This window comes from Aeromicrobium piscarium, from assembly GCF_007421815.1.
GTDB lineage: Bacteria > Actinomycetota > Actinomycetes > Propionibacteriales > Nocardioidaceae > Aeromicrobium > Aeromicrobium piscarium.
Genome location: NZ_VLNT01000004.1, coordinates 178,805 through 193,474 on the forward strand (window position 1 = coordinate 178,805; position 14,670 = coordinate 193,474).

Sequence of the window (14,670 nt, forward strand, 5' to 3'; positions counted from 1 at the left end):
GAGGTCAGCCGCGGTCCACCGGTTCGAGGGCCCAGCGCACGTCTCGCAGACCGGGTTCCAGCTCGGCGGGGACACGTCCCATCGCCGACCCCTTGCGACCGTCGCGCCAGCCGCGTCGGGCCGCGGCCCACACCGGGCCGCGGGGACGCGCGTAACGCAGCACCTCGACGAGGTGCAGGATCTCCATGAAGGTCTCAGCCGCGAGCCGGGCGGGGAACCGCCGCCCGTACATGCGGTTGACGACGCGCCGGTTCCGGACCCGGTAGTAGTACCGGAAGGGCGTGCTCAGCGTGATGATCGGCGGCAGCGGCGACCCGCGGAAGCCTCCCGACAGCAACGGCCGGCGATACGCGGCGCCGAGATGGTGGTGCAAGGCCACCCCGGGGGCGGCGATAGGCGCCAGCCCGGCGCTCAGTGCCCGCAGCTCCAGCTCCTCGTCGACGAGGTCGATGAAGAACTCCTCGCGCATCGCGCCGATGCGCTCCCAGGTGGAGCGTGGAAGCAGCATGCCGGACTGAATGGTACGGATGGCGATGAGCGTGCCGTCCTCGGCCGTCCGGCTCACCTGACGGATCGTCGCCCAGAACTCCGGCACGACGAAGGCAGGGTCGATCACCCCACGTGCGGTCGCCCGGTCGAACTCGTCCGACAGTCCGGAGACGAAGTCCGCCGAGGGCAGCGAGTCCTGATCGAAGGTCACGACCCGATCGGCGCCGCCGTCGAAGGCGGCCTGGATGCCGCGGTTCAGCGCCGCCGCGATCCCCGCATTGCGCGGCTGGCGGAGGAGATCGACGTCGTCTCGTTCCTCGAGCGCGGCGAAGACCTCAGCATCGGGCGCGGGCGTGCCGTCGTCGACCACGACCACGCGGACGGTCTGCGCCGCGATCGCATCGAGATGGGTCAGCAGGGAGCGGTCGGGGCCGAAGACCGAGACCACCGACCAGGTCGCCTCACTCGTCATCGGGCTCCGCCTCCGCGTCATCGGTCGGTGCGACGACCTCGGTGCGGTGCTCGAACTCGGCCCGCAGCAAGGTGACCTCCTCGGCGACCCGGCGGATCTCGTCCTCGGCCCGCGAGAGCTCCCACGAGAGGTGGAGACAGACGCCGAGCAGCATCGCGATGCCCATCGCGAAGAGCAGGTTCGACGGCACTTGCACGCCGGCGATCGAGGAGAGCCAGCCGAGCAGACCCGGCACGAGTTCCAGGATCAGCATGGCGACGCCGATGACGATCCAGAGGACCGCGTACTTCTCCTGCAACTGCCGCCGGAGCAGCATCGTGACGACCGCGACGATGAACAGCACCGTGAGTGCGGTGATGGCGATGAGCATCAGAGGGTCTCCTCGCGAGCGCCCACCGGCTGTCGCAGCATCGCGAACACCAGCGCGAAGACCGAGCGCAGCAGATAGATCATCGCCCCGATCGGATGCTGGCTGGGATTGCCGTGACGCCGCTGCCGCATCTCCACCGGCACCTGGGTCACCGTCAGCCCGGCCCCGAGGGCGGCGACGAGCGAGTCGATCGTGTCGCCGAGGTACTCAGCCGGGTAGTAGGTGACGTATTGCCGGATCGCGCGCCGGTTGGCCGCCCGGAAGCCGGAGGTGACGTCGGTGAGCCGGGTGCGCGCGAGCCGGGACAGGACCCAGGCGAGCAGGATCATCGCCCAGCGTCGAGGGCCCCGGACCGTGTAGCCGCCACGATCGGCAAACCGCGCCCCGATCGAGATATCGGCCTCGTTCAACCCCTCGAGCACCCGCACGATATCGGCCGGATCGTGCTGTCCGTCCGCGTCGACCTGGATCGCGCGGTCGTAGTCATGGCGTTCGGCGTAGCGAAAGCCCGTGCGCATGGCACCGCCGACGCCGAGATTGAAGGGCAGCTGGAGCACGACCGCCCCGGCCTCGCGCGCCTCGCGCGCCGTGTGGTCGGTGGATCCGTCGTCGACGACGACGACGTCGAAATCGGGCGTCGCCGTGAGGATCTCGCGCACCGTGCCACCGATATTGTCCTGCTCGTTCCAGGCGGGGACGATCACCAGCGTGCGCGGGAATGCCAGGTCTGTCATCTCAGCACGAGCCTAATGGACCGGGGTACCCGGCAGCCGCATGACCGTCCCAGCCGGTGGCGGTGGGTCGTCGATCTCTTCCGCGCCGGCGGCGGTAGACCGTCAACCTCATCGCCCCTCGATGAGGTTGACGACGTACCTCCGCTGCCCCGGAAAGGTTGACACCGTACCGCTCTCACCCTCACTGCTCACAGATCGTGACCCGCTCGAGGGTGACATCGCCCTCGCGGGCGACCTCCTGCACCGTCGGCGGGGCGAGGCCGTTGAGTCCGCGGTACATCCTCGGGTACTCGTCGGGGTGGTGGAAGCTCAGGACATAGACCTCGCCACCGAGATCCTCGACCGCATCGCACACCTGCTCGCGCACCCGCGGACTGGAATCAGCGCGGTTGAGCTGGGTGCGGATGGTCTCCTCGTCGTCATTGGCGATCACGTACATATACGCCGGCGCGACCCTGACCCCGGTGAGCGCGTAGACGAACGGGGTGCCCGAGCGCGGTTCACCGATCAGCAGGGCATCGTCGGGCACCAGATCCGGGATGCGCTGGATCATCGCCCACTCGTCGGCATTCACCAGATACGAGTCGGAGGTGATCGTGTAGGCGTTTCGGGCCCAGTGCAGAGCCGGATTGACGGCCCGCTGGTAGGCGACCAGGACACCGAGGAGCACGACGATCGCGAGCGTCACCCGCGCCAGCCTCGTGCGCCCACGGGCCGAGGACATCCCCACCCGGCGAGCCAGCCAGGTGATCGCGGCCATCCACCAGCGCGCCAGCGCGACGAAGCCGATGATCGCCGGAGCCATCGCACTCACGGCGGTGACAGCCACCACGCGCAGGTTGTCCTGGAAGAAGACACCGGAGACGAACCAGCGGAGGTCCCCGGCGGGTGCTCCCACGGTGATCACGAACAGCGCCCCGATGACGACCCAGACCGCGACGAAGGCGAACCGCCGCTTGAGCACGAGCAGCACGAGCCCCACGATGATCGCCACCGACACCGAGACGGGGATCGGGCTGAACACCTGCGAATTGGTGGCCAGCTCCCACGCCGCGCCCGGCAGTTCGCGATAGGGCGACCACGGCGACTCGTCACGCGGAGGCCGCATCACGGACCACGCCGTCGCGGTGACAGCGACCAACACGAGGGTCACGACCGTGGCGGTCACCAGCGCACGACCCCGCTGCGAGGACCGGACCGCCCACTCGAAGACCGAGACGGACGCGAGGACGACGGTCAGGAGCGCCCACACGAGGGCGGTGTTGGGGTGCGCTAGCAGGAGCCCGGGCAACGAGGCGCCCAGCACGAGGAAAGCGGTGCCACGTGTGACCTCGGGCTGGACCCCGCGCACGCGAAGGAGGACGGCGGTGAGCCCCACCATCGCGGGCAGCAGCGAGACCCCGAGGAAGTTCGGGTACAGCGTGCCGTAGTTGAGCAGCAGGAACGGGAAGGTATGGAAGCAGCAGGCGAGCGCCGCGCCTCCGACGGCTGCCAGGATCCGGTGTCGGCTGACGACGAGTCCGAGGAAGATGCAGCCGCTCACCCAGCCGACCGTGGCGACCGCGATCATCATCGCGTTCGAGGCCTCGGGCAGGCTCACCCCGGTGGTCTGGGCGATCAAGGACAAGAAGCCGTGCCACGCGGCCGGGTACAGGCTGGCGACGCCGTCGAGGCTCGCGAAGCCGGAGACGTGGAAGGCCGAGGCATTGCCGGTCTCCATGGCGTAGCGCGTCGCGCCGAGGTGGAAGGCGTTGTCGAAACGGATCGAGAAGGCCGAGGGCGTGCCGGGGATGCGCGCCACCAGGTAGGTCATGTAGAGCGATCCGAGGACCCAGGCGACCAAACTCGGCCACGGTGAGGCCGGACGCCCTCGCCACGCGGGTGGACGTTCGAAGGCGCGCAGACGGCGCACGAGGCGATAGAGCGCCCCAGCGATCAGGAACAGGACGGCCCACGTCAGCACGACCGGCAGCAGGCCCCACCGCAGGCCCACCCACGGCGCCACGACGGCGGATCCGGCGACGACGGTCACGCTGATCGGCACGCCCGCCGCGAGGATGCCGAAGCCGCGCACGCCCAGGGCGGCCGCGAGGGTCGCTCCGGGGAGCACCAGCAGGGCCGCCGCCACGATGACGGCCGGCACCAGCATGATCCAGTCGAGCACGCGGGTGTCCTTTCGATGTGTACCGGTGGTTCTTCCCGGCATGCGGCCCGAACCCGGCTCGCCGGCCCGACCCCGCCTGTCGAACGTAGCCGACGCCGCCACAATGGGAGCCGTGGACACACCGAGGCGGACTCTGCGCATCATGGACCTCGCGCTCCGCGTCGGCGAGACCCTCCTGGCCAATGGCGCGGGCACGGCCGATGTCCAGGCTACGATGTCGTCGATCTGCCACCATTTCGGGCTCCGCGGCGCCTACGTGGATGTCACCTATGTGATGCTCACGGTGATGCATCAGGAGAACATCGACGATGTTCCGCTCGCACTGCGTCGCAACGTCAATCACCGGGAGACCGACTTCGAGGACCTCACCGATGTCGACCACCTCGTCCGGCGCCTGCTCGCCGATGAGGTCGACCTGGATGAGGCGCGTCGTGAGATCGCCACCATCTCCACCCGCGGGCACACTCGCCCCCGTTGGTCGGTGCTCGCGAGCGGCGGCCTCCTGAGCGCCGGAGTCGCGTTCATGATCGGCGGCGACTGGATCGTGGCCCTGATCGCGACCGTCGCGGCCTGGCTCATCGAGCTGATGCGCTGGCGGCTGGCGCGCTTCCGGCTCCCGGACTTCTACGTGCAGATCGCGGGAGGTCTCTGCGCGTCCCTGCTCGCGGTCGGTACCGCCGCGCTGCACGTGCCCGTCAACCCCTCGCTCGTGATCTCGGCCAATATCGTGGTGCTGCTCGCGGGGCTCGGCTTCATCGGCGCGATCCAGGACGCTCTGACCGGGTACTACCTCACGGCAGGTGCGCGCATCTTCGAGGTGATGCTCTCGACCGCTGGCATCATCGTCGGGGTGAGCGGCGGGATCATGGCCGGCGGCTGGCTGGGCGTCGATATCTCCAATCAGACATCGCTGCCCCCGCTGTCTCAGCTGTTGGCGGTGACCTTCGGCGGCGCCATCGCGGCGATGACCTTCGCCCATTCGACCCACGCACCATGGCGCACGCTGCTGCCGATCGGCCTGATCGCCGGGGTCGGCGCGTCGATCTTCGTGGCCGGCGTCAACGCCGATGTCGACCGCGCCTTCATCGCGGCAGTCGCGGCCATTCTCATCGGCATCGTCAGCTATCCCGTCGCTCGCTGGTGCCGCGTCCCCGCCCTAGTCGTGGTGGTCTCGGCGATCGTGCCGCTGCTGCCCGGTCTGACGATCTACCGTGCGCTCTCACAGCTGGCGGAGAACAACCTCTCGGGCATCTTCCAGGGGATCACCGCGACGGCGATCGCCGTCGCGCTCGCCGCGGGTGTGATCTTCGGCGAGTACCTGGCGCAGCCGCTGGCCCGCGAGACCCGGCGGCTGGAGCGTCGACTGGCCGGGCCGCGCCTGGTCGGGCCGTTCCGCGACAAGGGGCGGCGACCGAAGCAGATCGTGCCCGGCGGTGGTCCGCGACCGCGTCGGCGACCGCGCTGATCCTCGCGAACGACCCAGCTTCCGCGTGCCAGAGCCATCGGCTACCGTTCAGTAGGTAGTCAGCGCCCAGCCGCGAGGGAGCACCGTCATGAGATTGCAGTTATCGCCCGAGGACGAGAAATTCGCCGAGGAGCTCCGAGAGTTCTTCACGACTCAGATCCCCGAGGAGATCCGCGAGACCGTTCGCGCCCGCCGGGAGTTGTCCAAGGAGCAGATGGTCGAGAGCCAGCGCATCCTCAACGATGCCGGACTCGCCGTGCCCCAGTGGCCCGCCGAATGGGGCGGCAAGGACTGGACTCAGCTCCAGCGTCACCTCTGGCACGAGGAGATGGCGCTCGCCTGCGTCCCGGCGCCGCTGACCTTCAACACCAATATGGTGGGTCCGGTCATCGCCGCCTTCGGCTCGCAGGAGCAGAAGGAGCGCTTCCTTCCCGCCACGGCCAGCCTCGACATCTGGTGGTCGCAGGGCTTCTCCGAACCCGACGCCGGTTCCGACCTCGCCTCCCTGCGCACCGTCGCGGTCCGCGATGGCGACGAGTATGTCGTCAACGGCCAGAAGACGTGGACCACCCTCGGTCAGTACGGCGACTGGATCTTCACCCTCGTACGCACCGATCCCGAGGCCCCCAAGAAGCAGCAGGGCATCAGCTTCCTGCTCATCGACATGACCACCCCAGGCCTCACCGTCCGGCCGATCGAGCTGCTCGACGGCGGGCACGAGGTCAATGAGGTCTTCTTCGAGAACGTCCGCGTGCCGGCCGAGAATCTGGTCGGCGAGGAGAACAAGGGCTGGACGTACGCCAAGTTCCTCCTCGGCAACGAGCGCACCGGCATCGCCTCGGTGGGCGCCACCAAGCGCAACCTCGCGACGGTCAAGGAGCACGCGATCGACCTCGGGCTGCTCGAGGATCCCGCATTCGCCGGGCGCATCGCCGACCTGGAGAACGAGCTGCTCGCCTTGGAGCTGACGGCGCTGCGCGTGGCCGGTAACTCCGCCGATGGCAAGCCCGATCCGGCCTCGTCGATCCTCAAGCTGCAGGGCTCGGTCCTGCAGCAGGCCGTCACCGAGCTCGCGGTCGATGTCGCCGGTCCGGCGTCGATCTCCTCGGGCGCGGGCGACGACAGCACCGTGCCCGAGTGGGCGCGGCTCGCGACCCCGACCTATCTGAACTACCGCAAGACCTCCATCTACGGGGGGTCCAATGAGGTGCAGCGCACCATCATCGCCGGCACGATCCTAGGACTGTGAGCTGACATGGACTTCAGCATCGATTCCGAACAAGAGGCTCTGCAGAGCGCCGTCCGCGGGCTCATCGCCAAGGCCTACGACTCCTCCGAGACCCGTCGGGAGGTCGTCAAGGCCGATCCGGGCTACGGCGAGGGCACCTGGCGCAAGCTGGCCGAGATGGGCATCCTCGGGCTGCCCTTCGACGAGAAGCTCGGCGGCATGGGTGCCGGGCCCGTCGAGGTCTCCCTCGTGGCCGAGGAACTCGGTCGCGTGCTCGCGCCCGAGCCCTTCGTCGAGTCGGTCGTTCTCGCGGGCGGCCTCATCGCCGCGGCAGCCGACGAGGCCCAGGCCGCCGACCTGCTCACGCCGCTCGCCGAGGGCACCAGTCTGCCGATCCTCGCCTGGTTCGAGGCCGGGCGTCGCTGGGACGCCTCTCCGTCCGCGGTGACGGCCACGTCCTCCGGTGACGCGTGGACCCTGTCGGGTGTCAAGGAGCCGGTGCCGTGGGGCGCCCGGGCCGACGTGCTCATCGTCAGCGCCGCGACCGACGCGGGCACCGGCCTGTTCGTCGTGTCGGCCGATGCCGACGGTCTCGAGCGCAGCGGATACACGACCCATGACGGTCTTCGTGCGGCTCGCGTGAGCTTCGACGGCACGCCGGCCACACCGCTCGGCGATGTGAGCACCGACCAGTCCACGCTGCTGGGCCGGGCGCTCGATGCAGCACGGATCGCCTACGCCCACGAGGCCGTGGGCGCGATGGAGACGGCGCTGCAGACCACGGTGGGCTACCTCAAGACCCGCAAGCAGTTCGGTGTCACCTTGAACACCTTCCAGGCGCTCACCTTCCGCGCGGCTGACATGTACACGGCCCTGGAGCTGGCCCGCAGCACCGCCGCATGGGCGACCATGGTGCTCGATGCCGCCGCTGAGGGCGCCGAGGTCGATGTCGAGGCAGCCGCCTCGCAGGCGGCTCTGCAGGTCAGCCGCGCAGGACGCCATGTCGGTCAGGAGGCGATCCAGCTGCACGGCGGTATCGGCGTGACCGCCGAGTACAGCGTCGGTCATTACACCAGCCGTCTCACGGCCATCGAGCACCTGATCGGCGACGGCGCCCACCACCGCGCCCGGCTGGCAGCGACCGTGTCCGACCACGAGGTGCTCGACCCGATCGGCTGACGCCAGGGACCGTCAAGGTCCTCTCTGCTGAGGGCGGTGAGCTGTCACCTATCCCGGCGTCCCAGCCATGGTTGACCACTCACCGCTCCAGCGCCTGGCAACAAATCGGTGAGGGGTCAACCGCCGTGAACCCCGCGATGGTTGACTGCTCACCGCCCCGGGCCGGGGTGGGCGATCGCGCTGAGGTCAGTGACGGTTACGACGGGCGAGCAGGAGGACCACGAGCCCGAGGGCCAGCAGCGCGAGAGCCCCGAGGATCGCGAGGAGGCCGACCTGGGTGCCCGTACCCGGCAACTCGGCGCCTCCCATCGATACCGGCGCAGCGGCAGCGGACGCCGGGAGGGCTCCGCCGATCAGCGCAGACGCGACCAGGAGAATGGTCACCGGCCATGCCAGCGATCGAGGGGTCGAGGGCGGGCGCCGCATGCATGAACGAGCGATCTGATCCACAACAACCCCCTGGGGTACTCGGGCGGGACCCTATCCCGCCGTCTGACACGACATCGCCTCCAGGCTACCGCGAAGCTGCGGGGCGGGTGCTTGACGACGCCCGGACATGGGGAAGGGCCGCACACCCCCGAGGTGCGGCCCTTCGCCCGGTGAAGGATCAGCTCAGCGCGAGCGGATCCTCGTCTTCATCGCCTCGACGTCCGACGAGGAGGTAGCCGATGCCCAGCAGCACGAGCCCGCCGAAGAAGACCGGAGCGAGCAGCTCGGCACCCGTCCTCGGCAGTAGCCCACCGGGACCGGCTCCGTCGTCGCCGCCGGGTCCGCCATCGCCACCGTCACAGTCCGTCGTGCACACCGGGACCTGAGTGGCAGCGGTGTCGACGAGGCTGTTGCCGAGCAGCAGATCGGCGAGCTGTCCCTCGTCGCCGGTCACGGCGAGCAGCTTGACCCGCAGTGCCGAGATCGACGCGGCGTGGTCGCTGAGCTGAACGTCCCCGTTGTAGCGGGCGGCGTACTCGTTCGGGACGTTGACGAGGATCTGAGCGATACTCGCGAGCGCCTCGGTGAGCTGATCGAGCGCATTCGCGAGCGGGGAGGCGAGTTGCTCGAGCGCGTTCTCGAGGTTCGCACTGAGCAGACCGAGCGCGTCGGCCAGCGGTCCGGTGAGCTGATCCAGCGGCAGCTCCACGGGCGAGCCGCCGGGGGCGGTGACCGTCACCGTGAGCTGGCCGACCAGGTTCTCGACCGTGGTCACCAGCTGTCCCACCAGCTCGGGAAGCTTCTCGGCGAGCGCCGGGAGGATCGTGTTCAGCAGGTCAGTGTTCTCCGGCAGGTTGTTGAGGTCCATGCCGAGGCTCTTCAGCAGCGTCTCCAGGTCCACGATGATCGAACCCGTGGACAGGTCGAAGGAGATCCCGCTGTCGGTCGTGGCCTCGATGCCCTCGCTGATCGCATTCAGCCCGGACACCTCGATCGTGCCGAGGTCGGGCAGGTCGGCGCAGGCCGTATCGGGAAGCCGCAGGATGCCCAGGAGGGTGCTGCAGAGGGCGGTGCCGCTGATCTCCAGATTCTCGGGGATCTGCGCCTCACCCGCACCGAGGCCGTTCGAGAGCGCCGCGAGCGCAGGCACCTCGAGCACGAGCCGGGAACCGGCGAGGGAGTAGCCGCGCGAGAGCTCGCTGCTGGCGTTCTCATAGCGGGCCTGCGAGGTGACCGCTCCGAGATCGAGACGCAGGTCGGCGATGTACTCGGTCAGCGGCTCGAGCGCCCCACCCGACAAAGCGAGAGTGGCGTTGCTGGTCGCGGGCTGCGATCCTCCGCCGATGTGGATGATGCCGTCCTTCGTGACGGCTCCGCTGGCCGCATACGCCAGACCCGCGGCACCTGTCTGCGCGTACGAGCCCACCGCGCCGATCTCGCTGTCCAGCAGCGTGTCACCGACGGGGATCGTCAGACGGTCGAGGGCCTGCAGCGGGCTCTCGGTGAACTGCTCGCCTCCCTCGGGGAATTGCGAGGAGGCTCCCTTCTCCTCGACCCCGTCGCCGACGATGTTCACCAGCTCGCCGAGGGCGTTCTTGCCGGCCAGGAACTGCGACTCGGCGTACGACGAGTAGGCGACGGCATCATCTGCCGTTGCGGGGAGCGGCGCGAGGACGAGCGCCGCACCGAGGCTCACGGCCACCAGGCCGGATCCGAGATACCTCATATGTGTGCCTTTGTACGAGAACGGACTAGTGACCGTCTCAACGACGCGCCCGGCCGAAGGTTACGCACCTCACATCGCGATCCTGGAGGATCTACGCGATCGCCCGGAGCACCGCCACGACCTTCTTCGCCGTCGCCTTGGCCGAACCGGGATTCTGACCGGTCACGAGAGTGCCGTCAACGACGGTGTACGGAGCGAACGGCAGCAGGCCCTTCTCGTAGCGGGCACCGCGCTTCCTGGACTCGTCCTCCGCGTTATAGGGGACGAGCTTGTCGACGCGCGCGAGGATCTCCTCACGCCAAGCGAAACCGGTCATCGCACGCCCGGCGATCAGATGAGAGCCGTCGGACAGTCGCGTGTTGAGCAGACCGCAGTAGCCGTGGCAGACCGAGGAGACGACCGCCCCGCGCTCGAAGAGCTCGCGCGTGATCCGCTGGAGGCCCTCGCTGTCCGGAAAGTCGTACATCACGGCGTGACCGCCGGTGAAGTAGATGGCATCGTAGTCGGCGGCATCGACCTCCTCGGGACTCAGCGTGTTCTCCAATAGCGCCATCTTGGCCGGATCGGCGCGCCAGGCCTTCGCGGTCTTGTCCTCATTGGGGAACTTCAACGACCGCGGTTCCAGCGGAGAGGCACCACCGGCCGGACTGACGACCGACTGCTCATAGCCCTGCTCCTCGAACACCTCCCAGGCATGGGTCAGCTCCGACAGCCACAGGCCGGTGGGATGAGACGGGTCGTCGTAGTGCCCCACATTGGTCACCACGTGCAGGATGCGCTGGGACATGGATACCTCTCTCGGAAGATCGCCGGGCCGGTTCCAGTGTCGCTCGTTCGGTCAGCGCGCGCCGCGAACGCATCCGCAGCCGCCGGTGCGTGTGCGGCTCCTGATGTATGAGACGCGAAGTTCCCGGCGCCCCGGGCCGTTTCGTCAGCTGCCGAACGCCTCCTCAACGCTCGGATAACGAAGAAGACCAGCGCACTTCCGAGACTCGGGAAATACGCTGGCTTCTCGCGCCTCGGCGGAGGTAAACCCCCTCATCGCTCGCCCAACGAAGAAACCAGCGTGACCGTCGAGTTGACGACAGTCGCGCTGGCTTCTTGCGTTGCAGCGGAGGATAGGGGATTCGAACCCCTGAGAGCTTTCACTCAACCCGCTTTCCAAGCGAGCGCACTAGGCCACTATGCGAATCCTCCGCCGACGATCGTACCGGGGCCGGGGCGAGACCTTCGAATCGGCCCCACGGACGCGACTGGATCCCGGCACGTATGATGGGCGTCAGCCCCTCGCGTGGCGGCACATCACCCAACTCCCCCAGGGCAGGAATGCAGCAAGGGTCAGTGGTCCCTGCCGGGTGCGCGAGGGGTCCTTATATCTCCGGACGCCACACCATCCCGACGCTGGCGGGTGCCGAGGGCACGAATCCGAGCGACTCGTACAGGCGCCGTCCCGGTGCATCGGCCAGCAGTGTCACATAGGCGTCATGCGGAGCCCGGGCGACGATGTCATCGAGTAACCACCCCACCACACGGCGGCCCAGACCGCGGCGCTGGAATCGCGGATCGGTGGCGATATCGGCGAGATGGAAGTACCAGCCGCCGTCGCCGATCGTCCGACCCATCGCGACCGCCTCACCCGAGGCCACGTCGCGGACATGACAGAACGACCAGCTGCCGGTCAGCACAGCGTCCCCTTGGTCAGGGCGTTTGGGCGAGAGCCCGGATGCGGCCCGCAACCGCAGGTACTCCTCCAGCTCCGGAGGTCCCGTCAACAACTCGAGTCCGTCGTCCATGCGGCCATCCTCCCAGCGTGCGTCACACGACCTGCCTGTCCGGTCACCTAGACTGACGGCGTGATCTTCCGACGCGTGGGGGACGGTCGGCCCTACCCCGAACACCACCTGACCCAGAGCGACTGGGCTCAGATCTCGCCGACCCAGGTCCGTCTCGACGATCTCACCACCACCAAGAAGGAACTCGACCTCGCCACACTCCTGGACGAGGACTCCACCTACTTCGGTGACCTGTTCGCCCACGTCGTGAGTTGGCGCGGCGAGATGTTCCTCGAGGACGGCCTGCACCGCGCACTCCGCGCCGCCCTCCAACAGCGCACCATGCTGCACGCGCGTGTCTACTCCCCCGGAGGCAAGAAGTCGTGAACCGGCTCCAGCAGACCCTCGTCCTCGCGGGCACCGCCGTCGTCTTCGTCGGCGGAGCGGCCCTCGGCACCCAGCTCCTGCTCGCGCCGACCGGGGCGGACTCCGATGACATCGCCACATGCGAGACGCAGGCCATCGCCGTGGGCGATCTGGTGCAGAGCAGCATGATCACCGTGGACATCTTCAACGCCGGGGAGACCGCCGGCCTCGCCAACCGGGTCCGTATCAACCTCGAGGACCGAGGCTTCCTCGGCGGGCGGATCGGCAACAGCGGCAGCGATGTCTCCCCCGCCAATGTCGCCATCCTCACCGACAACCAGGAGGACCCGACGGTCCAGCTGGTCGCGAGCCAGTTCAACGGAGATGTCGAGTTCGCCGAACCCGATATCGATACCGAGGACGCTGTGACGGTCATCCTCGGGTCCGGCTACCAGGATCTCCGGGCCGATGCGCCCACCGAGATCGAGGCCGGCCAGGAGACCAGCGTGTGCGTGCCGACCATCGACCTCGAGAACCCCGAGGGCTGAACCCCTTCACCCACAAGCGCCGCGAGCGTTCACCCCCGCGCGCAGGGAACACCGGTGGGCGGTGAGTTGTCACGCGCTTTCGTCGTCGAAGTACGGGATGGCTCACCGCGCCCATCCCACCGGCGAGCTCACCGATCCCCGATGGCGACCCCCTGCGCAGCTAGGCCGGCGTCGGCGTCTCGCCCATCACGCGGGCGAGACGCCGGATCGCGAACTCGTAGCCCTGGATACCCGCGCCCGCGATGACGCAGCTCGCGATGCCCGAGACGAAGGAATGGTGCCGGAACTCCTCGCGAGCGTGCACATTCGACAGGTGGACCTCGGCGATCGGTAGTCCGACGCCGGCGAGCGCGTCGCGCAGCACGACCGAGGTGTGGGTGAGCCCGCCGGGGTTGATGACGATGCCCGCGCAGTCCTCGCGCGCCTCGTGGATCGCGTCGATCAGCATGCCCTCGTGATTGCTCTGGACCGCCCGGATCTCAAGCCCCTCCTCCGCCGCGACACGCTCCGCGAGGGCGACGACGTCGGCGAGGGTCTCGTGGCCGTAGATCTGCGGCTCGCGCGTCCCGAGCAGATTCAGATTGGGTCCGTTGACCAGCAACAGTCGCTTCACGATGTCGGTTCTCCGTTCTGCCCCGGGCGTCGAGTCGGACGGGCGCGTTGGGAACACCGTAGCCGTCGCGGCCACCACGGCGCTCGGGTCGGTCACGCTCGACGCGAGACCGATGATGATGCGTTGTGGTCGCCCTAGCAGCCGCAACGCATCGACTTTCGTCAGCGACCCGGGCGGCGACGATGCGTTGTGGTCGCCATGACGACCACAACGCACCATCATCAGTCCCGCCGCGTCATCGTGAGGCACCGGCGGCACGAAAGGCGGCGCGAAGCTGACGTTCGACCTCGTGCGGCTGGTGACGGATCGCGTAGGACGAGAAGATCAGGAGCCGGTCACCGGCGATGACGAGCTCATTGGACCGACGCAGGTCCGCGTCCCAGCGGTCGATCTGCTGGTGTTGCGCACCGTGCACCTCGGCGGTGATTCGCCACCGCGCTCAGTGAGCATCAAGGTAGTAGCGCCCGTCCGGCCCCTTGCGGACCACCTGACGGTCGGGACGAGGCAATCCGGTCCTTGCTCGTAGCTCGTCGAAGTCGGCCTCGGGCAGAGAGGCGATACCTCCCGCGGCGTCGTGGATCGACTCGAGAATCAGCCCGTGACGGCGGCACGGCCCGCGGCGGGTCAGCGCATCGTATAAGCCGGCGGCGTTGATCAGCCCCTGCTGTACCGGGGCGATGACGTAGAGCCGGGCGGACCGGTCACTGGCCGCCCACGCCGCCGCATCGCAGGCACTGCGCGCGACCCGCGTGCGTCGAGGCGCCCGCAGCGGATGGACATCTGCATCGGTCAGCTCCGTGCTCCAGTGATACTCCACGCCGTCGAGCTCCGGTCGCCGGGCGCCTCCGGGCAGCACGATCTGCACCGATCGCGGATCGGCGAGCGCCAGACCGTCGCGCGCCAGCGCCGATGCCCCAGCGAGGGCCGCGCGACCGGGGGTCACCGCGAGAGCGATCTCCTCCTGGTCGCTGACAGAAAGGGCGCCGTTGTGGGTGACGACGACGCCTCGCGCCGGACGTTGCCACCGGCCCGCCGCGAGGGCGTGACGGATCTGCGCCCGCGTGTGAGTGCTGAGGAGATCGGCGGTGCGGTGAACGGACATACGCCAACCGTGT

Annotated in this window: 16 protein-coding genes, 1 tRNA gene and 1 other RNA gene; 6 read left to right on the forward strand and 12 right to left on the reverse strand. The window is 68.6% G+C overall.

Annotation, left to right across the window (positions count from 1 at the left end; all coding sequences use genetic code 11):
- Positions 1–4: 4 nt before the first annotated feature.
- From FNM00_RS07325 to FNM00_RS07340, 4 genes are all read right to left on the reverse strand, one after another.
- A complete protein-coding gene (locus FNM00_RS07325) occupies positions 5–961 on the reverse strand; it encodes a glycosyltransferase (protein WP_185973038.1) in 957 nt (318 codons plus the stop codon).
- Positions 951–1,331, reverse strand: coding sequence for a DUF2304 domain-containing protein (locus FNM00_RS07330; RefSeq protein WP_143912788.1), 381 nt, complete (start codon positions 1,329–1,331; stop codon positions 951–953). The genes FNM00_RS07325 and FNM00_RS07330 overlap by 11 nt, the downstream gene beginning before the upstream one ends.
- On the reverse strand, positions 1,331–2,065 hold the full coding sequence (locus tag FNM00_RS07335; RefSeq protein ID WP_143912789.1) for a glycosyltransferase family 2 protein: 735 nt from the start codon (positions 2,063–2,065) through the stop codon (positions 1,331–1,333). Before FNM00_RS07335 ends, FNM00_RS07330 begins: the two co-directional genes overlap by 1 nt.
- 181 nt (positions 2,066–2,246) lie before the next feature.
- Positions 2,247–4,229, reverse strand: a complete 1,983-nt coding sequence (locus FNM00_RS07340) for a DUF6541 family protein (protein WP_143912790.1) — start codon at positions 4,227–4,229, stop codon at positions 2,247–2,249.
- Between the two features lie 112 nt (positions 4,230–4,341).
- Here FNM00_RS07340 and FNM00_RS07345 point away from each other — a divergent pair, with 112 nt between their 5' ends.
- The 3 genes from FNM00_RS07345 to FNM00_RS07355 all read left to right on the forward strand — a co-directional run bounded on the left by FNM00_RS07345 (position 4,342) and on the right by FNM00_RS07355 (position 8,101).
- Entirely contained in the window at positions 4,342–5,694 is a 1,353-nt protein-coding gene (locus FNM00_RS07345; RefSeq protein ID WP_246065108.1) for a threonine/serine exporter family protein, read from the forward strand.
- Between the two features lie 88 nt (positions 5,695–5,782).
- Complete coding sequence (locus FNM00_RS07350; RefSeq protein WP_143912792.1) at positions 5,783–6,943, forward strand: acyl-CoA dehydrogenase family protein; 1,161 nt, start codon at positions 5,783–5,785, stop codon at positions 6,941–6,943.
- A 6-nt stretch (positions 6,944–6,949) separates the two neighbouring features.
- Complete coding sequence (locus tag FNM00_RS07355; protein ID WP_143912793.1) at positions 6,950–8,101, forward strand: acyl-CoA dehydrogenase family protein; 1,152 nt, start codon at positions 6,950–6,952, stop codon at positions 8,099–8,101.
- A 186-nt stretch (positions 8,102–8,287) separates the two neighbouring features.
- Here the strand turns inward: FNM00_RS07355 and FNM00_RS07360 are convergent, their stop codons facing one another.
- The 4 genes from FNM00_RS07360 to FNM00_RS07375 form a co-directional block, all read right to left on the reverse strand.
- Complete coding sequence (locus FNM00_RS07360) at positions 8,288–8,485, reverse strand: LPXTG cell wall anchor domain-containing protein (protein WP_185973039.1); 198 nt, start codon at positions 8,483–8,485, stop codon at positions 8,288–8,290.
- 223 nt (positions 8,486–8,708) lie between these two features.
- Entirely contained in the window at positions 8,709–10,256 is a 1,548-nt protein-coding gene (locus FNM00_RS07365) for a choice-of-anchor G family protein (RefSeq protein WP_143912795.1), read from the reverse strand.
- Between the two features lie 91 nt (positions 10,257–10,347).
- The gene (locus FNM00_RS07370) at positions 10,348–11,043 is read right to left on the reverse strand and encodes a type 1 glutamine amidotransferase domain-containing protein (RefSeq protein WP_143912796.1); all 696 of its coding nucleotides are present in this window, start codon (positions 11,041–11,043) and stop codon (positions 10,348–10,350) included.
- A 325-nt stretch (positions 11,044–11,368) separates the two neighbouring features.
- Positions 11,369–11,453, reverse strand: a tRNA-Ser gene (locus FNM00_RS07375).
- Positions 11,454–11,534: 81 nt separating this feature from the next.
- Here FNM00_RS07375 and ffs point away from each other — a divergent pair.
- Positions 11,535–11,631, forward strand: an RNA gene (gene ffs / locus FNM00_RS07380) — signal recognition particle sRNA small type.
- Here the strand turns inward: ffs and FNM00_RS07385 are convergent.
- Entirely contained in the window at positions 11,627–12,049 is a 423-nt protein-coding gene (locus FNM00_RS07385; RefSeq protein ID WP_143912797.1) for a GNAT family N-acetyltransferase, read from the reverse strand. The genes ffs and FNM00_RS07385 overlap by 5 nt on opposite strands.
- 60 nt (positions 12,050–12,109) lie before the next feature.
- On the opposite strand from FNM00_RS07385, the gene FNM00_RS07390 reads away from it, so the two are divergent.
- Positions 12,110–12,415, forward strand: coding sequence for a type II toxin-antitoxin system VapB family antitoxin (locus FNM00_RS07390; RefSeq protein ID WP_087622207.1), 306 nt, complete (start codon positions 12,110–12,112; stop codon positions 12,413–12,415).
- Entirely contained in the window at positions 12,412–12,942 is a 531-nt protein-coding gene (locus FNM00_RS07395; RefSeq protein WP_143912798.1) for a LytR C-terminal domain-containing protein, read from the forward strand. Before FNM00_RS07390 ends, FNM00_RS07395 begins: the two co-directional genes overlap by 4 nt.
- Positions 12,943–13,102: 160 nt before the next feature.
- On the opposite strand, the gene aroQ is transcribed toward FNM00_RS07395, so the two are convergent.
- From aroQ to FNM00_RS07410, 3 genes are all read right to left on the reverse strand, one after another.
- Positions 13,103–13,555 (reverse strand): type II 3-dehydroquinate dehydratase, encoded by a 453-nt coding sequence (gene aroQ, locus FNM00_RS07400; RefSeq protein ID WP_246065109.1) that lies wholly within the window; start codon positions 13,553–13,555, stop codon positions 13,103–13,105.
- A gap of 235 nt (positions 13,556–13,790) precedes the next feature.
- Positions 13,791–13,970 carry a hypothetical protein gene (locus FNM00_RS07405; RefSeq protein ID WP_143912799.1) on the reverse strand — a complete coding sequence of 60 codons (180 nt, stop codon included), beginning with the start codon at positions 13,968–13,970 and terminating at the stop codon, positions 13,791–13,793.
- Positions 13,971–13,994: 24 nt separating this feature from the next.
- Positions 13,995–14,657, reverse strand: coding sequence for a hypothetical protein (locus FNM00_RS07410; RefSeq protein WP_143912800.1), 663 nt, complete (start codon positions 14,655–14,657; stop codon positions 13,995–13,997).
- Positions 14,658–14,670: the final 13 nt, after the last annotated feature.

Excerpts from the sequence above, each read along its gene's own strand:
- FNM00_RS07325 (WP_185973038.1), bottom strand. The coding sequence starts at position 961 with ATGACGAGTGAGGCGACCTGGTCGGTGGTCTCGGTCTTCGGCCCCGAC.
- FNM00_RS07330 (WP_143912788.1), bottom strand. The coding sequence starts at position 1,331 with ATGCTCATCGCCATCACCGCACTCACGGTGCTGTTCATCGTCGCGGTC.
- FNM00_RS07335 (WP_143912789.1), bottom strand. The coding sequence starts at position 2,065 with ATGACAGACCTGGCATTCCCGCGCACGCTGGTGATCGTCCCCGCCTGG.
- FNM00_RS07350 (WP_143912792.1), top strand. The coding sequence starts at position 5,783 with ATGAGATTGCAGTTATCGCCCGAGGACGAGAAATTCGCCGAGGAGCTC.
- FNM00_RS07355 (WP_143912793.1), top strand. The coding sequence starts at position 6,950 with ATGGACTTCAGCATCGATTCCGAACAAGAGGCTCTGCAGAGCGCCGTC.
- FNM00_RS07365 (WP_143912795.1), bottom strand. The coding sequence starts at position 10,256 with ATGAGGTATCTCGGATCCGGCCTGGTGGCCGTGAGCCTCGGTGCGGCG.
- FNM00_RS07370 (WP_143912796.1), bottom strand. The coding sequence starts at position 11,043 with ATGTCCCAGCGCATCCTGCACGTGGTGACCAATGTGGGGCACTACGAC.
- FNM00_RS07385 (WP_143912797.1), bottom strand. The coding sequence starts at position 12,049 with ATGGACGACGGACTCGAGTTGTTGACGGGACCTCCGGAGCTGGAGGAG.
- FNM00_RS07410 (WP_143912800.1), bottom strand. The coding sequence starts at position 14,657 with ATGTCCGTTCACCGCACCGCCGATCTCCTCAGCACTCACACGCGGGCG.